Raw genomic sequence first — 14,369 nt, 5'->3', positions numbered from 1 at the left:
GTAAGTCTTCTTGATTGTAAAAACGCGCTTACAGGGCTCGGCGGGGGTTTACCCTGCGCCCGAAACGAAGCGCTCGCGGATCGAGGCTTCGATGCCGGGCGCATCGAGCCCGATGCTCGCCAGCAACTTCGCCGGATCGCCGTGTTCGATGAAGCGGTCGGGCAGGCCGAGCTGCAGCACCGGCTTCTGGATGTTGGCAGCCTGCAGCGCCTCGAGCACCGCACTGCCCGCGCCGCCCATGGTGGCACCCTCTTCCAGTGTGACGATGGCGTCGTGCGTGCCCGCGACCTTCAACAGCAGCTCGACGTCGAGCGGTTTGGCCCAGCGCATGTTGACCACCGTGGCGTTGAGCGGCTCGGCCGCGGTGAGCGCGGGATACAGCAGCGTACCGAACGCGAGAATGGCAATGCGCCTGCCTTCGCGGCGGATCTCGCCCTTGCCGAAGGGCAAGGCCTCGAGCGCGAGGTGCGGCGTGACGCCGGCGCCCGCGCCGCGCGGATAGCGCACGGCGACCGGGTGGTTCTGCTCGTAGGCGCTGGTCAGCAGCTGGCGGCATTCGCGCTCGTCGGCCGGGCACGCAATGCTCATGTTCGGAATGCAGCGCAGGAACGGAATGTCGTACGCGCCCGCATGCGTGGCGCCGTCGGCACCCACGAGGCCCGCGCGGTCGAGCGCGAACACCACCGGCAGGTTCTGGATCGCCACGTCGTGGATCAGTTGGTCGTACGCGCGCTGCAGGAAGGTCGAGTAGATCGCGACCACCGGCTTCAGCCCCTCGCAGGCCAGGCCGGCTGCGAAGGTCACGGCGTGCTGCTCGGCGATGCCGACGTCGTAGTAGCGCTCGGGAAAGCGCTTCTCGAACTCCACGAGCCCCGAGCCTTCGCGCATCGCGGGCGTGATGCCCACCAGGCGGCCATCGGCAGCGGCCGTGTCGCAGAGCCACTGGCCGAACACCTGCGTGAAAGTCTGCCTCGCCACCGCGGCGGACTTGACAAGCCCCACCTGCGGATCGAACTTGCCGGGGCCGTGGTAGGCCACCGGATCGGCTTCGGCCAGCTTGTAGCCCTGCCCCTTCTTCGTGACCACGTGCAGGAACTGCGGGCCCTCGAGGTGCTTGAGGTTCTCGAGCGTGGGCACCAGCGAGTCGAGGTCATGGCCGTCGATCGGGCCCACGTAGTTGAAGCCGAACTGCTCGAACAGCGTGGCCGGCACGACCATGCCCTTGGCATGCTGTTCCAGTCGCTTGGCCAGCTCGAACAGCGGCGGCGCATTGCGCAGCATGCTCTTGCCGACGTTCTTGGCAGCGGCGTAGAAGTTGCCGCTCATCAACTGCGCGAGGTAGCGGTTGAGCGCGCCCACCGGCGGGCTGATCGACATGTCGTTGTCGTTCAGGATGACGAGCAGCTTGCAGTCGCACACGCCCGCGTTGTTCAGCGCCTCGAAGGCCATGCCGGCCGTGAGCGCGCCGTCGCCGATGATGGCCACGGCATGGCGGTTTTCGCCCTTCTGCTTGGCGGCCATGGCCATGCCGAGCGCGGCCGAGATGCTGGTCGACGAATGGGCGGTGCCGAAGGTGTCGAACTCGCTCTCGCTGCGCTGCGGAAAGCCCGAGATGCCGCCGATCTGCCTCAGCGTAGGCATGCGCTCGCGCCGGCCCGTGAGGATCTTGTGCGGATAGGTCTGGTGGCCCACGTCCCACACCAGGCGGTCGTGCGGCGTGTTGAACACGTGGTGCAGCGCGACCGTGAGTTCGACCGTGCCGAGGTTGGAGCTCAGGTGGCCGCCGGTGCGCGAGACGTTGTCGAGCACACAGGCGCGCACCTCGTCGGACAGTTGGCGCAGCTGGGCCCGGTCGTATTTGCGGATCGGCGAAGGGTCGTGGAGTGTTGGAAGCAGCGGAGCAGCCATGGGAGGTATTTTCTTTTCTCAGTGTTCGATCACGCTTCGTGCGGCCCGCGACACACGAAACTGCCGCGATTCAGTCGGGAGACACCGCGGAACCGGCTTTGCCGGGCCGCTGGTGTCGCCCCCTGGAAGGGGGTTGGCGAAGCGACACGAAGTGCGCGAAGACTGGGGGTAAGTTTCATCCTAGCGATCGCGATCGACCACCATGTGGGCCAAAGCGCGCAGCGCTGCGGTGTCGGGCAGGCCGCTGCGTGCCAGCGCGGCCAGCGCGTCAGCCAGCAGCTGGCGGGCCTGGGCGCGCGCGCCGTCGAGGCCCAGCAAGGACACGTAGGTGGGCTTGTCGGCCGCGGCGTCCTTGCCGGCGGTCTTGCCCAGGGTGTGCGAGTCGGCCGTGACGTCGAGGATGTCGTCGACCACCTGGAACGCCAGGCCGATGGCCGCGCCATAGTCGCGCAGCGCGGCCAGTGCCGATGTGGTCAGGGAACCGCAGGCAGCGCCCATCTCGACGCTGCCCTGCAGCAGCGCGCCGGTCTTCAGGCGGTGCATTTCGCGCAGCTGTGCTTCATTCAATGCAATGCCGACGCTGGCCAGGTCGATGGCCTGGCCGCCGGCCATGCCCTGGCTGCCCGCAGCGCGAGCGAGCAGTCGGCACAGTTGGGCCTGCGTGGCAGCGGGAATCTCGTCGCCGTCGGGCGTGAGCAGCTCGAAGGCCAGGGCCTGCAGTGCATCGCCGGCCAGCAGGGCGTCGGCCTCGCCGAATTTCACGTGCACGGTGGGCTTGCCACGGCGCAGCACGTCGTTGTCCATGCACGGCAGGTCGTCGTGCACCAGCGAATAGGCGTGGATCAGCTCGGTGGCGCAGGCCGCACGCAGGGCAGCGGCCTGGTTGCCGCCAACGGCCTCGCTGGCTGCGAGCACCAGCAGCGGCCGCAGGCGCTTGCCGCCATCGAGCACGGCGTAGCGCATGGCATCGCCCAGCAGCACGGGCGCATCCACGCCGACCCAGCGCGACAAGGCCGCTTCGACGTTCACCAGATGGGGGTCGCTCCAGCCGGCGAGCGTGCGGGCGTCCCAATGGCTGGAGTTCAGCGCGGCGGCGCTCATTCAGGCGTCCAGACCTTGAGGCTGCCCGAATCGAGCACCTTGATCTGGTCTTCGACCGCCTGCAGCTTGTCGCGGCAGAAGGCGAGCAGCGCCGCACCGCGCTGGTAGCTCACGAGCAGCTGGTCGAGGGGCAGTTGGCCCGACTCGAGCTCCGCCACCAGTTGCTCCAGTTCCTGGAGTCCGGCTTCGTAACTGGCAGGCAGCGGGCCCGTATCGGGCGTTGCCGCCGGGCTGGACGAGGAAGGGGGAGGCACCTTGGGCATGCAAGCGAAACGTGGGTGAAACCGGGCATTTTAGGACTGTGAGCAGAACAACCGGGCGGCCGTCCCTCCGGACGAGTCGCGCCCGCCCTCGAGCGCAGCCCGATTGCACACAGCCAAGCCGGGTGAAGAGCCGGGGAGACAAAAGATGCCCCGGGTACAATGCGAACTTCTCTCGTTGGCGACGTCAACACACTCTTCGGGCCGTCGAGCCTCCCGGACGGCACCTTTCCGTTCTTTTCTTTTTTCTCCCTGTGGGGAGCTTGGTCAGGTCCTCCATGTCTGATTTAAGTCTTCAACTGCAGCAGGCCGCGAGCCAACTTCCAGTTTCCGCGTATTTTGACGAGGCGCTCTACGCCCGCGAAATGCAGAACCTTTTTTCGCGAGGGCCCCGCTATGTCGGCCATCGCCTGGCCGTGCCCGAAATGGGCGACTTCCACACGCTGCCGCAGGAGCACCAGGGCCGCGCGCTGGTTCACACGCCCAAGGGCGTGGAACTGATCTCCAACGTCTGCCGCCACCGCCAGGCCCTGATCCTCCAGGGCCGGGGCCAGCTCGACAACCAGGCCGGCGGCAACATCGTCTGCCCGCTGCACCGCTGGACCTACGCCGCAAGCGATTCGCGCACCACCGGCACGTTGATCGGCGCTCCGCATTTCGAGCAGGACCCCTGCCTGAACCTGCACAATTACCCGCTGACCGAATGGAACGGCCTTCTGTTCGAGAAGAATCCGGACGGTTCGGGTCCCGACGTGGCGGCCGACATGGCCGGCCTCGGGCCGCAGGCCGATCTCGATTTCAGCGGCTATGCGCTCGACCGCGTCGAGCTGCACGAGTGCAACTACAACTGGAAGACCTTCATCGAGGTCTACCTCGAGGACTACCACGTCGGCCCGTTCCATCCGGGACTGGGCAGCTTCGTCACCTGCGACGACCTGCGCTGGGAGTTCAAGCCCCGCTATTCGGTGCAGACGGTGGGCGTGGCCAACCGCCTGGGCCGCGCGGGCAGCCCGATCTACCAGAAGTGGCAAGAGCAGCTGCTCAAGTACCGCGACGGCAAGCCGCCGAAGTACGGCGCCATCTGGCTCACCTACTACCCGCACGTGATGGTCGAGTGGTATCCGCACGTGCTCACGGTGTCGACCCTGCACCCGGTGAGCCCGACGAAGACGCTCAACATGGTCGAATTCTTCTACCCTGAGGAAATCGTCGCGTTCGAACGCGAGTTCGTCGAGGCCCAGCAGGCCGCCTACATGGAAACCTGCGTGGAAGACGACGAGATCGCCGAGCGCATGGACGCCGGCCGCCGTGCGCTGATGCTGCGCGGCGACAACGAGACCGGCCCCTACCAGAGCCCGATGGAAGACGGCATGCAGCAGTTCCACGAGTGGTATCGCAGCGCGATGCAGAACGCCTGAGCCGAACAGTGCAAGCACTCTGGATGGTGCTCGGCGCCTTTTTGTTCGCCACGATGAGCGTGGTCGTCAAGGTGGCCTCGGCGTGGTTCAACAGCGGCGAGATGGTGCTGGGCCGTGGCCTCATCGGCATCGTCTTCCTTTGGCTCCTGGCCCGCAACCGCGGCGTCTCCCTGGCCACCAGCTACCCCGGCATGCACGCCTGGCGCAGCACCATCGGCGTGGTCTCGCTGGGCGCGTGGTTCTATGCCATCGCCCACATGCCGCTGGCCACCGCCGTTACGCTCAACTACATGAGCAGCGTGTGGGTCGCGGCCTTCCTCGTCGGGGGCTCGTTGCTGGCCTGGGTGCCGGTGCCCGGGCGCGATGGCCGCGTGGAACGCCCGCCGCTGCAGGGCGCGCTGGTGCTGACCGTGCTGGCGGGTTTCGCGGGCGTGGTGCTGATGCTCAAGCCCAGCGTCAATGCCAACGAAGGCTTTGCGGGCATGCTGGGCCTGTTGTCGGGCCTCACGGCCGCCTTTGCCTACATGCAGGTGGTGGCGCTGTCGCGCATCGGCGAGCCGGAGCTGCGCACGGTCTTCTACTTCGCGGTCGGCTCCGCCGTGGCCGGTGGCATTGCCACGGCGGCCACCGGGTTTTCGGACGGCGGTGCATGGACGTGGCAGCATGCGCTGTGGCTGCTGCCCATCGGCTTGCTGGCCGCCCTCGGACAACTCTGCATGACCCGCGCCTACGCCACCGCCAAGACTGCTGCCGGTACGCTGGTGGTGGCCAACCTGCAGTATTCGGGCATCGTGTTCGCTGCGTTCTACAGCGTGGTGCTGTTCAACGACCGCATCGATGCCACTGGCTGGGCCGGGATGGCGCTCATCATCGTGAGCGGCATTGCCGCAACCGTGTTGCGACAGCGGGCGGTGCCCAAGGCGCCGGCCGAAGAGCACTGAACGGCACAACGACATTCTCGATTTCGAAGGAGCACACGCCATGTACACCACCCTCATCTCCGTCGAACAACTCCAGCAATTGCAAGCGGGCGACACGCCCTTGATGGTGTTCGACTGCAGCTTCGACCTCATGAAGCCCGAAGCCGGCGCACAGCAGTACGCCACCGCGCACATTCCGGGTGCGCTGTACGCCAACCTCGACACCGACCTCAGTGCCAGGCACGGCGCCCCGGGCGCACACGGCGAGGTGGTGGTAGCGCAGGAAGACGGGGTGCCCGCATCGGGCGGGCGCCACCCGCTGCCCAGCCGCGAGAAGTTCGCGGCGTGGCTGTCGGGCATCGGCTTCGCCAACGGCATGCAGGCCGTGGTGTACGACCGCAACGGCGCCAACTACTGTGGCCGCCTGTGGTGGATGCTCAAGTGGATGGGCCACGAGGCCGTGGCCGTGCTCGACGGCGGCCTGCAGGCCTGGCAGGCCGCGGGCGGCGAAGTCACCGGCCGCGAGGAGCCCGCGCGCTTCCAGTCGAACTTCGTCGTGGGCGAGCCCGTCGCGAAGCTCGTGACCACCGACACCGTGGTGCGCCGGCTCGGCCAGCCTGACCAGAACCTGATCGACGCACGCGCCGGCGCACGTTACCGCGGCGAGGTGGAACCTCTGGACCCGATTGCCGGTCACATCCCCGGGGCTCTCAACCGGCCCTTCGCCGACAACCTCGGCCCCGACGGCAAATTCAAGCCGGCATCGCAATTGCGTGCCGAGTTCGAAGCGCTGCTCGCGGGACGCGACGCGGCGACCGTCGTCCACCATTGCGGCAGCGGCGTGAGCGCCGTGCCGAATCTGCTCGCCATGCAGATCGCGGGGTTCGGGACGACCGCGCTCTATGCCGGCAGCTGGAGCGAATGGAGCAACACGCCGGGGCTGCCGACCCGGCAAGGCGCTGAACCATGACATTGATGACGACGAGTCGACGCTTCCGGAGCTTCCAACGCACCACGGGACTCGCAATCGCCGCCGCGCTCTTCGCGGCAGCCCCGTTCCTCACCGCGCAGGCCCAGCAGCAGCACGCCCACGTGCACGGCCAGCTCAAGCTCGACGTGGCCGTCGACGGCCCCACGGTGGTGATCGACATGGAGTCCCCACTCGACAACATCGTCGGCTTCGAACGCGCACCCAAGACCGATGCCGAGAAAAAGCTCGTCCAAGAGGCTGTCGCCCAGCTGCGCGCGGCCGACAAGCTCTTCATCGTCGACCCCGCCGCCAACTGCAAGCTCGGTCCGGTCGACCTGCGCTCCGGTGCGCTGGGCCTGGGCAACCCCGACCCCAACGAGCCCGCCGGCCATGCCGACCTCGATGCCACCTTCTCCTTCAACTGCACCAATGCGGCTGCCGCGAAGTTCATCGACCTCAACCTGTTCGGCGCGTTCAAGGGCCTGCGCCAGATCGACTCGCAGATTGCCACGGCGCAGGGACAGTTCAAGCGCCAGCTGAAGCGCCCTGCCGGTGCGCAAGCCACCCAGCCCGCCCGCCTGAGCTGGGGCAAGTAAGGCTGTGAGTACCTCCCTGCAGGCCGAGCCGTCGCCCTTGCGCGTCGTGCTCGCAGCCGAAGCATTGCGCTTCGCATGGCCCGGCGTGAAGAAACCGTGCATCGACATCGAGGCCTTTCGCATCACCGCGGGCGAATCGGTGTTCCTGCACGGCCCGAGCGGCTGCGGCAAGAGCACGCTGCTGTCGCTGCTGGCCGGCGTGCTGGTCGCCGACGAAGGCCGCGTCACGCTGCTCGGGCACGACTGGTCGAAGCTCTCGGGCGCCGCACGCGACCGCAGCCGCGTGGCCCATGTGGGCTACATCTTCCAGCAGTTCAACCTGCTGCCGTACCTGAGCGTGATCGACAACGTGCTGCTGCCCTGCCGCTTCTCGCAGCGGCGCGAGGCCAATGCGTCGCGCAACGGCAGCTCGCACGACGAGGCCGAGCACCTGCTCGAGCAGATGGGCCTCGACCGCAACCTGTGGAAGCGCCAGGCCGTTCAGCTGTCGGTCGGGCAGCAGCAGCGCGTGGCCGCCGCGCGCGCGCTCATCGGCCAGCCCGAGGTGGTGATTGCCGACGAGCCCACCTCCGCGCTCGACGAAGACCGGCGCGAAGCCTTCCTCGACGTGCTGCTGACAGCCTGCGCCGAGCACCACAGCGCGCTCGTGTTCGTGAGCCACGACCAGCGCATCGCGCAGCGCTTTGCGCGGCACGTGCTGCTGCCGGAAATCAACCGCGCCGCCACCAGCGCAATGGCGGCGGACGCATGAGCCGCCGGGCCGCTCCCAAGGCGAACACCGTAGCGCGACGCGCGGAGGTTTGCCAATGAAGGCACTCTTCTCCATTGCCTGGCACAGCGCCTGGAACCGCCGCTTCACGCTCGCGCTCACGGTGTTCTCGATCGCGCTGTCGACCTTTCTTCTTCTGGGTGTCGAACGCATCCGCACCGAGCTGCGCGAGAACTTCTCGTCGTCCGTCTCGGGCACCGACCTGATCGTCGGCGCGCGCACCGGCTCGACGCAGCTGCTGCTGTACTCGGTGTTCCGCATCGGCGCGGCCACCAACAACATCTCGTGGAAGAGCGTGCAGGCGCTGTCCGCGCACCCGGGTGTCGACTGGGTGGTGCCGTTGTCGCTCGGCGATTCGCACCGAGGCTTCGCGGTGCTGGCCACCTCCACCGACTACTTCACGCACTTCCGCTACGGCGACAGGCAAACGCTGAAGCTGCGCGAAGGCAAGCCCTTCAGCGAGCTGTTCGATGCAGTGGTTGGCGCCGAAGTGGCCGACAAGCTCGGCTACCACGTGGGCCAGAAGATCACCCTCGCCCACGGCAGCGGCGAACTTAACGTGGCCGAGCATGCGGACAAGCCCTTCACCGTGGTCGGCGTGCTCGCGCGCACCGGCACGCCGGTCGACCGCACGGTGCACATCGGCCTCGCGGCGATGGAAGCCATCCACCTCGAATGGGTGGGCGGCGCGCCGATGCCGGGCGTGCACATTCCGGCCGAGCAGGTGCGCAAGTTCGACCTCACGCCCAAGAACGTGACGGCTGCGCTGGTGGGCCTGAAGAACCGCGCCGCGGTCTTCGGCGTGCAGCGCTGGATCTCCACCTACACCGGCGAACCGCTGATGGCCATCCTGCCCGGCGTGGCGCTCGACGAGCTGTGGAGCGTGATCGGCATCGGCGAGAACGCGCTGCTGCTGATGTCCGCGCTGGTCGCGCTCGTCAGCCTCGCGGGACTGGTCTCGGTGGTGATGGCCGGCCTCAACGAACGCCGCCGCGAGCTTGCGGTCTTGCGCGCCGTGGGCGCGGGCCTGCGCCACGTGCTGACGCTGCTCGCGCTCGAGGGCGCGATGGTCACCGTGCTGGGCGTGGCCTTCGGCGTGGTGATGGCGGTGCTCGGCATCGCCCTGCTCTCGCCATGGCTGCAGTCGCAGTTCGGACTGACACTGAGCCTCTCGGAACCTACACTGAACGAATGGCTGCTGTTGGCAAGCCTGCTGGCCGCCGGATGGCTGGCAAGCCTCTTGCCTGGCATTCGCGCCTACCGCCTCTCTCTCGCCGACGGCCTCTCACCGAGGATCTGAACCATGCCCATCGCACACACGACGTCCACAAGCCAGGCTTTCATCCGGCTTTCAATGCTGATCGCCGGTGCCGGCCTTGCCGCTGCCGCCTGGGCCGCGGAGCCCGCGCCCAAGGACACCACCGCCGCCAACCCGCTGGGCGGCAAGGCCGCGGCGCCCGCCAAGGCCGCGGCGGGCCAGCCGCGCCAGATCACCTGGGAAGAACTGGTGCCCAAGGACTGGGACCCGGCCAAGGAGTTCAAGGGCATGGACCTGAGCGCGCTCGACGACGGCGACCCGCGCGCCAACGAGTTGCTCATGAAGATGCAGGAGGTGTCGAACAACGCGCCGACCAATCCCGCGATGAACGGCACCGAAGTCAGGATCCCCGGCTTCATCGTGCCGCTCGAGGAAGCCAAGGGCGAAGTCACCGAGTTCCTGCTGGTGCCCTACTTCGGCGCCTGCATCCACACACCGCCGCCGCCGGCCAACCAGATCCTGCACGTGGTGCCGCAGAAGGGCGCCAAGTTCCGCGCCATGGACACGGTGTGGGTCACAGGCAAGCTGCAGACCCTGCGCAACGACTCGATGATGGGCGTGAGCGGCTATCACGTGAGCGCCACCAGCGTCACCAAGTACACGGGCGGCGCCAAGTAGCCGAGCCGCAAGGCAGCGGCCTCCTGGCCGTGTGGTTCTGCGCCGACAGGCTTGACCGCACGGAACCGACACACGCCGTTGCATCCGGGGCGCAGGCTTTGTCATCGCCTGTTGCCGCGCACCGTTGAAAGAGTTCCGGGCACGCCACGGGCGGGCTTCATGGAACCTTAGATGACACATCACCCCATCGCCCCGCGTCTGCTGACGATTTCGCTGTGCATCGGCGCCCTCGTCCTCGCAGGTTGCGACAAGACCCCTCCAACACCCACGGCCGCCGCCGACCCGGCGACCACCATGCCGGCGCCCTCGGTGCCGCAGACGCCGGCCGCCGCGCCGGTGCAGGCCGCCTACACGCCGCCTTCGGCCGAGCAGCTCTACGAGATGGTCGCGCCCATCGCGCTCTATCCCGACAAGCTCGTCGCGCAGATCCTTGCCGGCGCCACCTACCCCCAGCAGATCACCGCCGCGCACGATTGGCTCGCGCAGAACCGCAACCTCAAGGCCGGCCCGCTGGCCGACGCGGCCAACCAGCAGCCCTGGGATCCTAGCGTGAAGTCGCTCACCGCATTCCGCCCCGTCATCGACCAGATGGCGGGCAACATCCCGTGGACCCAGGCGCTCGGACAGGCCTATTACAACGACCCGGCCGACGTGATGAACGCGATCCAGGTCATGCGCCAGCGCGCATCGAAGGCGGGCCGGCTCAGGAACAACGACAAGCTGCGCGTGGCCAGCGCCGCGCCGCCGCCGAACTACGCGCCCGCACCGGACATGCAGCCCGTGTATGCAGGCCCCGCTGTCATCGAGCCCCCGCAGGAGTTCATCACCATCGAGCCGGTACAGCCTGACGTGGTGTACGTGCCGGCTTACGACCCCCAGGTCATCTACGGCGCGCCGCAACCGATCTATCCGGGCTATGCCTATGCGCCGCCGGTCGAGGTGGTGTCGCCGGGCTACAGCCGCGGCCAGATGGCGGCCGCCGGCGCGATCGCGTTCGGAACCGGCGTGGTCGTGGGTGCCGCGCTGGAGCGGCACGACTGGGGCTGGCACGCATGGAACATGAACTGGGGCGCGCCGCGCGGGCGTGACCGCGACCGCGCGCCCGCGGTGCAGCCAGCTTTTGCGCGGCCGGCCGTGGTCTACAACAACAGCACCTACATCTCGCGCTCGACCACGGTGGTCAACAACGTGCGCAGCGTCTACAACAACAATGGCGGGCCGCGCGGCGGACTGCCGCCGGGGGCGCCGCCGAACTTCGCGGCGGGTCCGAGCCCCGCACAACAGCAGCAACAGCAAGCCCTGCTTGCGCAGCAGCAACAACAACAGCAGCAGCGTCAACAACAACAGCAACAGGCCGCGTTCGCACAACAACAGCAGCAACAACAAGCCCGGCAGCAGCAAGCCCTGATGCAACAGCAACAGGAGCGGCAACAAGCCCAGCAGCGTTCGCAGCAGCAGGCACAGCAGTTGCAAGCGCGGCAGCAACGCCAACAGGCGCGCGAGCAACAACAGCAGGCACGCCAAGCCCATCAGCAGCAACAGCAGCAAGACCAGATGCGCCGCCAGCAAGCACAGCAAGCGCAACCGCAGGCACGTGGCAGCAATCCGCAGGCACAGCAGCAGCAGGCCCAACTCGAGCAGTCACGGCGCCAGCAGATGCAGCAGCAGCAGGAACAACAACAGGCCCGGGCGCAACAACAAGCCCAGCGACAGCAACAGCAGATCCAGCACCAGCAAGCGACGCAGCAACAACAGCAACAGGCACAGAACCAGGCTCGGCAGCAGCAACAACAAGCCCAGCAGGAACAGGTACGCCGACAGCAGCAAGCTCAACAACAGGCACAGCAGCAGGCCGTGCGCGCACAGCAACAGCAACAGCAACAGCAACAGCAACAGCAACAGCAACAGCAGCAGCAGCAACAGCAACAGCAACAGGCAATGCAACAGCAACGCCAGCAGCAGATGCAGCAACAGCAAGCCCGCGCACAACAACAGGCGCAGCAGCAACAACAGCAGATGCAGCGCCAACAGCAAGCGCAACAGCAGCAGGCGCAACAGGCCCAGGTGCGGCAGCAACAAATGCAACAGCACCAGCAACAACAGGCCCAGCAGCAACAGCGCATGGCTGCCGCCGCGGCGGCGGCGGCGAAGCGCCGGCCGAACGAACCTGGACAGCAGCAGTAGCGTTCAGCGCTTACCGCGAGCCGTTACCGCGAGCCGCCGTCTTCTTCGCAGGTGCTGTCTTGCGTGGCGCCTTCAGCGCCGGCGCCTCGCGCGCAGACTGCATGTGCCCGCTTTCACCGATGGTCATGCCCACGATGCGCGCGAGCTGCCGGCTCACGCTCACATACGCATGCCCGAGGCGGCTGTCGAAATACAGCGAGTCGCCGCGCGCCAGGCGCACCACTTCGCCGTTGTCGAAGTGCACGTCGATCTCGCCCGACAGCACATAGGCGAACTCCTCTCCCGCATGCCGCACGAAGTCTTCCGGCCCCTGGATGCGCCGCGCGTGCACGGTGCCGACGATGGGGCTCATCTGCTTGCCCGCCGCCGTGGTGCCGAGGAACTCGTAGGCGATGGACAGGCCCCGGTACACCACACCCTTGCCCGCGCGCGTGACCACTGGCCCGTCGAGCTTCGCGGGCTTGACGCCGGTGCTCGCGAACATCGCGTTCATGTCCATCTCGAGCGCGCGGCCCAGTGCGGTGAAGTTCTCGTAGCCCAGCGCGAGCTGGCCGCGCTCGGCGCGCGATATGGTGGTGATCGACACGCCCGAGCGCTCGGCCAGCTGTGCCAGCGTCCAGCCGAAGCGTTTGCGCGCGGTGCGCAGGCGATGGCCGAGAGTGGTGCGGTCCAGCGTGGGCGGCTCTGCCTTCGGCTTCGTTCCCGTCCTGGTCCCTGTGTGTGGTTTCACGCGTGGCTTTCTCTGGTGATGCGGACGGATTTTGCCAGCCGGTCCGCGCGCCCCCCTGCCAAGCCGCGTCATGCGAGGCGCAGAATTTGCGTATACGCAAATTTCCATCTACACTTTTCGCCATGATTTCCACCACCCCAACGCCCGTCGTGACAGACTTCCTGGTGATCGGCGGCGGCATCGCCGGGGCTTCGGCAGCCCATTGGCTCGCACCGCATGCCCGCGTGATCCTTCTCGAACGGGAGTCGCAGCCCGGCTATCACTCCACTGGCCGTTCTGCCGCCCTCTTCATGGAAAGCTACGGCACGGCGCAGGTGCGCGCCCTCACCATGGCGAGCCGCGCCTTCCTCGAACATCCGCCCGAAGGCTTCGCCGAGCACCCGCTGCTCACGCCGCGCGGCGCCATGATGGTCGCGGGCGCCGAGCATATGGCCGAGCTCGATGCCCACTGGGGGGTGCTGCGCGCTATGAACACGGGCGCCACGCGCCTGAGCGGCGAGCAGGCCCGCGAGATGGTGCCGGCGCTGCGGCCCGAACAGGTGCTGGGCGCGGTGTACGAACCCGATGCGGCCGACATGGACGTGCACGCCATCCACCAGGGCTACCTGCGCGGCATGCGGCGGGCCGGCGGCCAATTGGTGTGCGATGCCGGCGTGACGGCCATCGAGCGCGTGGGCAAGCGCTGGCGCGTGGAAGCCGGCGGCGCCGTATACGAAGCGCCCGTGGTGCTCAACGCAGCGGGCGCATGGGTCGACACCATCGCGCGCATGGCGGGCGTGCCGCCGCTGGGCATCGAGCCGCGCCGGCGCTCGGCCTTCATCTTCGCGCCGCCCGAGGGCCAGAGCGTCGCGCACTGGCCCCTGGTGTTCGGCGCCGACGAGGGCTGGTACATCAAGCCCGACGCCGGCATGCTGCTCGGCTCGCCGGCCAATGCCGATCCGGTCGAGCCGCAGGACGTTCAGCCCGAAGAACTGGACATCGCCATCGCCATGCACCGCATCGAGGAAGCGACCACGCTCGCCATCCGCCGCCCCACGCGCACCTGGGCCGGCCTGCGCTCCTTCGTGGCCGACGGCAACCTCGTCGGTGGCTTCGAGCCCGGCGTGCCGGGTTTCTTCTGGGTGGCGGCGCAAGGCGGCTACGGCATACAGACCTCGGCCGCGATGGGCGAAGCCTGTGCCGCGCTGGCGCGCGGACTGCCGCTGCCGGAGCGCATCGCGTCCTTCGGCCTCACGGCAGAGATGCTGGGCCCGCAGCGACTGCGCGCCCCCGCCACTGCGGCCACTGCCTGATCCGGTATCGCCCTCTCGAGAAGGTGGATGAAGAGTGAGTGAAGCCTTGCGTCGAGCCTAATCAGGCGCGTTCATGACGCGATCGAATTCCTCGTCGGCCGGCACGTTGTCGGCATCGAGCTCGCTCGCATCGGTGAGGTCGATGCCCGTTTCCTCCGACAGGTCGTCGGATACGTCGTCATCCTGCTCCTCGAAGTCATCGGCGGGCGTGTCGTCCTCGTCGTCTTCGGCGGGCGCAGCGGATCGCGCGGTGGCGTCGATGGTGTTCATGATCGTTTCCTCGGC

At 67.7% G+C, this 14,369-nt stretch carries 14 protein-coding genes; 9 read left to right on the top strand and 5 right to left on the bottom strand.

What is annotated here, in order from left to right; genetic code table 11:
• Positions 1 to 48 precede the first annotated feature (48 nt).
• The 3 genes from dxs to xseB form a co-directional block, all read right to left on the bottom strand.
• Positions 49 to 1,908, bottom strand: a complete 1,860-nt coding sequence (gene dxs / locus ASC92_RS03445) for a 1-deoxy-D-xylulose-5-phosphate synthase (RefSeq protein ID WP_056510308.1) — start codon at positions 1,906 to 1,908, stop codon at positions 49 to 51.
• A 180-nt stretch (positions 1,909 to 2,088) separates the two neighbouring features.
• On the bottom strand, positions 2,089 to 3,009 hold the full coding sequence (locus ASC92_RS03440) for a polyprenyl synthetase family protein (protein ID WP_056510306.1): 921 nt from the start codon (positions 3,007 to 3,009) through the stop codon (positions 2,089 to 2,091).
• Positions 3,006 to 3,272, bottom strand: coding sequence for an exodeoxyribonuclease VII small subunit (gene xseB, locus ASC92_RS03435; RefSeq protein WP_007829283.1), 267 nt, complete (start codon positions 3,270 to 3,272; stop codon positions 3,006 to 3,008). Before xseB ends, ASC92_RS03440 begins: the two co-directional genes overlap by 4 nt.
• Before the next feature lie 275 nt (positions 3,273 to 3,547).
• Here xseB and ASC92_RS03430 point away from each other — a divergent pair, with 275 nt between their 5' ends.
• From ASC92_RS03430 to ASC92_RS03395, 8 genes are all read left to right on the top strand, one after another.
• Positions 3,548 to 4,687 (top strand): aromatic ring-hydroxylating oxygenase subunit alpha, encoded by a 1,140-nt coding sequence (locus ASC92_RS03430; protein ID WP_056510304.1) that lies wholly within the window; start codon positions 3,548 to 3,550, stop codon positions 4,685 to 4,687.
• Positions 4,688 to 4,710: 23 nt separating this feature from the next.
• Entirely contained in the window at positions 4,711 to 5,628 is a 918-nt protein-coding gene (locus ASC92_RS03425; protein ID WP_056510302.1) for a DMT family transporter, read from the top strand.
• Positions 5,629 to 5,668: 40 nt separating this feature from the next.
• Positions 5,669 to 6,577 carry a sulfurtransferase gene (locus ASC92_RS03420; protein ID WP_056510300.1) on the top strand — a complete coding sequence of 303 codons (909 nt, stop codon included), beginning with the start codon at positions 5,669 to 5,671 and terminating at the stop codon, positions 6,575 to 6,577.
• Positions 6,574 to 7,173, top strand: a complete 600-nt coding sequence (locus ASC92_RS03415) for a DUF2796 domain-containing protein (RefSeq protein ID WP_157608970.1) — start codon at positions 6,574 to 6,576, stop codon at positions 7,171 to 7,173. Before ASC92_RS03420 ends, ASC92_RS03415 begins: the two co-directional genes overlap by 4 nt.
• A 4-nt stretch (positions 7,174 to 7,177) precedes the next feature.
• On the top strand, positions 7,178 to 7,924 hold the full coding sequence (locus ASC92_RS03410) for an ABC transporter ATP-binding protein (protein WP_056510297.1): 747 nt from the start codon (positions 7,178 to 7,180) through the stop codon (positions 7,922 to 7,924).
• 55 nt (positions 7,925 to 7,979) lie between these two features.
• Positions 7,980 to 9,242, top strand: coding sequence for an ABC transporter permease (locus tag ASC92_RS03405; protein ID WP_056510295.1), 1,263 nt, complete (start codon positions 7,980 to 7,982; stop codon positions 9,240 to 9,242).
• Positions 9,243 to 9,245: 3 nt separating this feature from the next.
• Positions 9,246 to 9,878, top strand: coding sequence for a DUF3299 domain-containing protein (locus ASC92_RS03400; protein WP_056510293.1), 633 nt, complete (start codon positions 9,246 to 9,248; stop codon positions 9,876 to 9,878).
• Positions 9,879 to 10,049: 171 nt separating this feature from the next.
• Positions 10,050 to 12,062, top strand: coding sequence for a DUF3300 domain-containing protein (locus ASC92_RS03395; protein WP_056510291.1), 2,013 nt, complete (start codon positions 10,050 to 10,052; stop codon positions 12,060 to 12,062).
• A 10-nt stretch (positions 12,063 to 12,072) separates the two neighbouring features.
• Here the strand turns inward: ASC92_RS03395 and ASC92_RS03390 are convergent, their stop codons facing one another.
• The gene (locus ASC92_RS03390; RefSeq protein ID WP_056510289.1) at positions 12,073 to 12,792 is read right to left on the bottom strand and encodes a helix-turn-helix domain-containing protein; all 720 of its coding nucleotides are present in this window, start codon (positions 12,790 to 12,792) and stop codon (positions 12,073 to 12,075) included.
• Positions 12,793 to 12,914: 122 nt separating this feature from the next.
• Here ASC92_RS03390 and ASC92_RS03385 point away from each other — a divergent pair, with 122 nt between their 5' ends.
• Positions 12,915 to 14,084: an NAD(P)/FAD-dependent oxidoreductase gene (locus ASC92_RS03385; RefSeq protein WP_056510287.1), complete on the top strand. Its 1,170-nt coding sequence runs from the start codon at positions 12,915 to 12,917 to the stop codon at positions 14,082 to 14,084.
• A gap of 57 nt (positions 14,085 to 14,141) precedes the next feature.
• Here ASC92_RS03385 and ASC92_RS03380 read toward each other — a convergent pair whose 3' ends face one another.
• A complete protein-coding gene (locus ASC92_RS03380) occupies positions 14,142 to 14,354 on the bottom strand; it encodes a hypothetical protein (RefSeq protein ID WP_056510285.1) in 213 nt (70 codons plus the stop codon).
• Between the last annotated feature and the right edge of the window lie 15 nt (positions 14,355 to 14,369).

Source organism: Variovorax sp. Root411 (assembly GCF_001425205.1).
Lineage (GTDB): Bacteria > Pseudomonadota > Gammaproteobacteria > Burkholderiales > Burkholderiaceae_C > Variovorax.
Note: the sequence above shows the minus strand (reverse complement) of the source record. Positions and strands in the feature narration are given on the sequence as shown.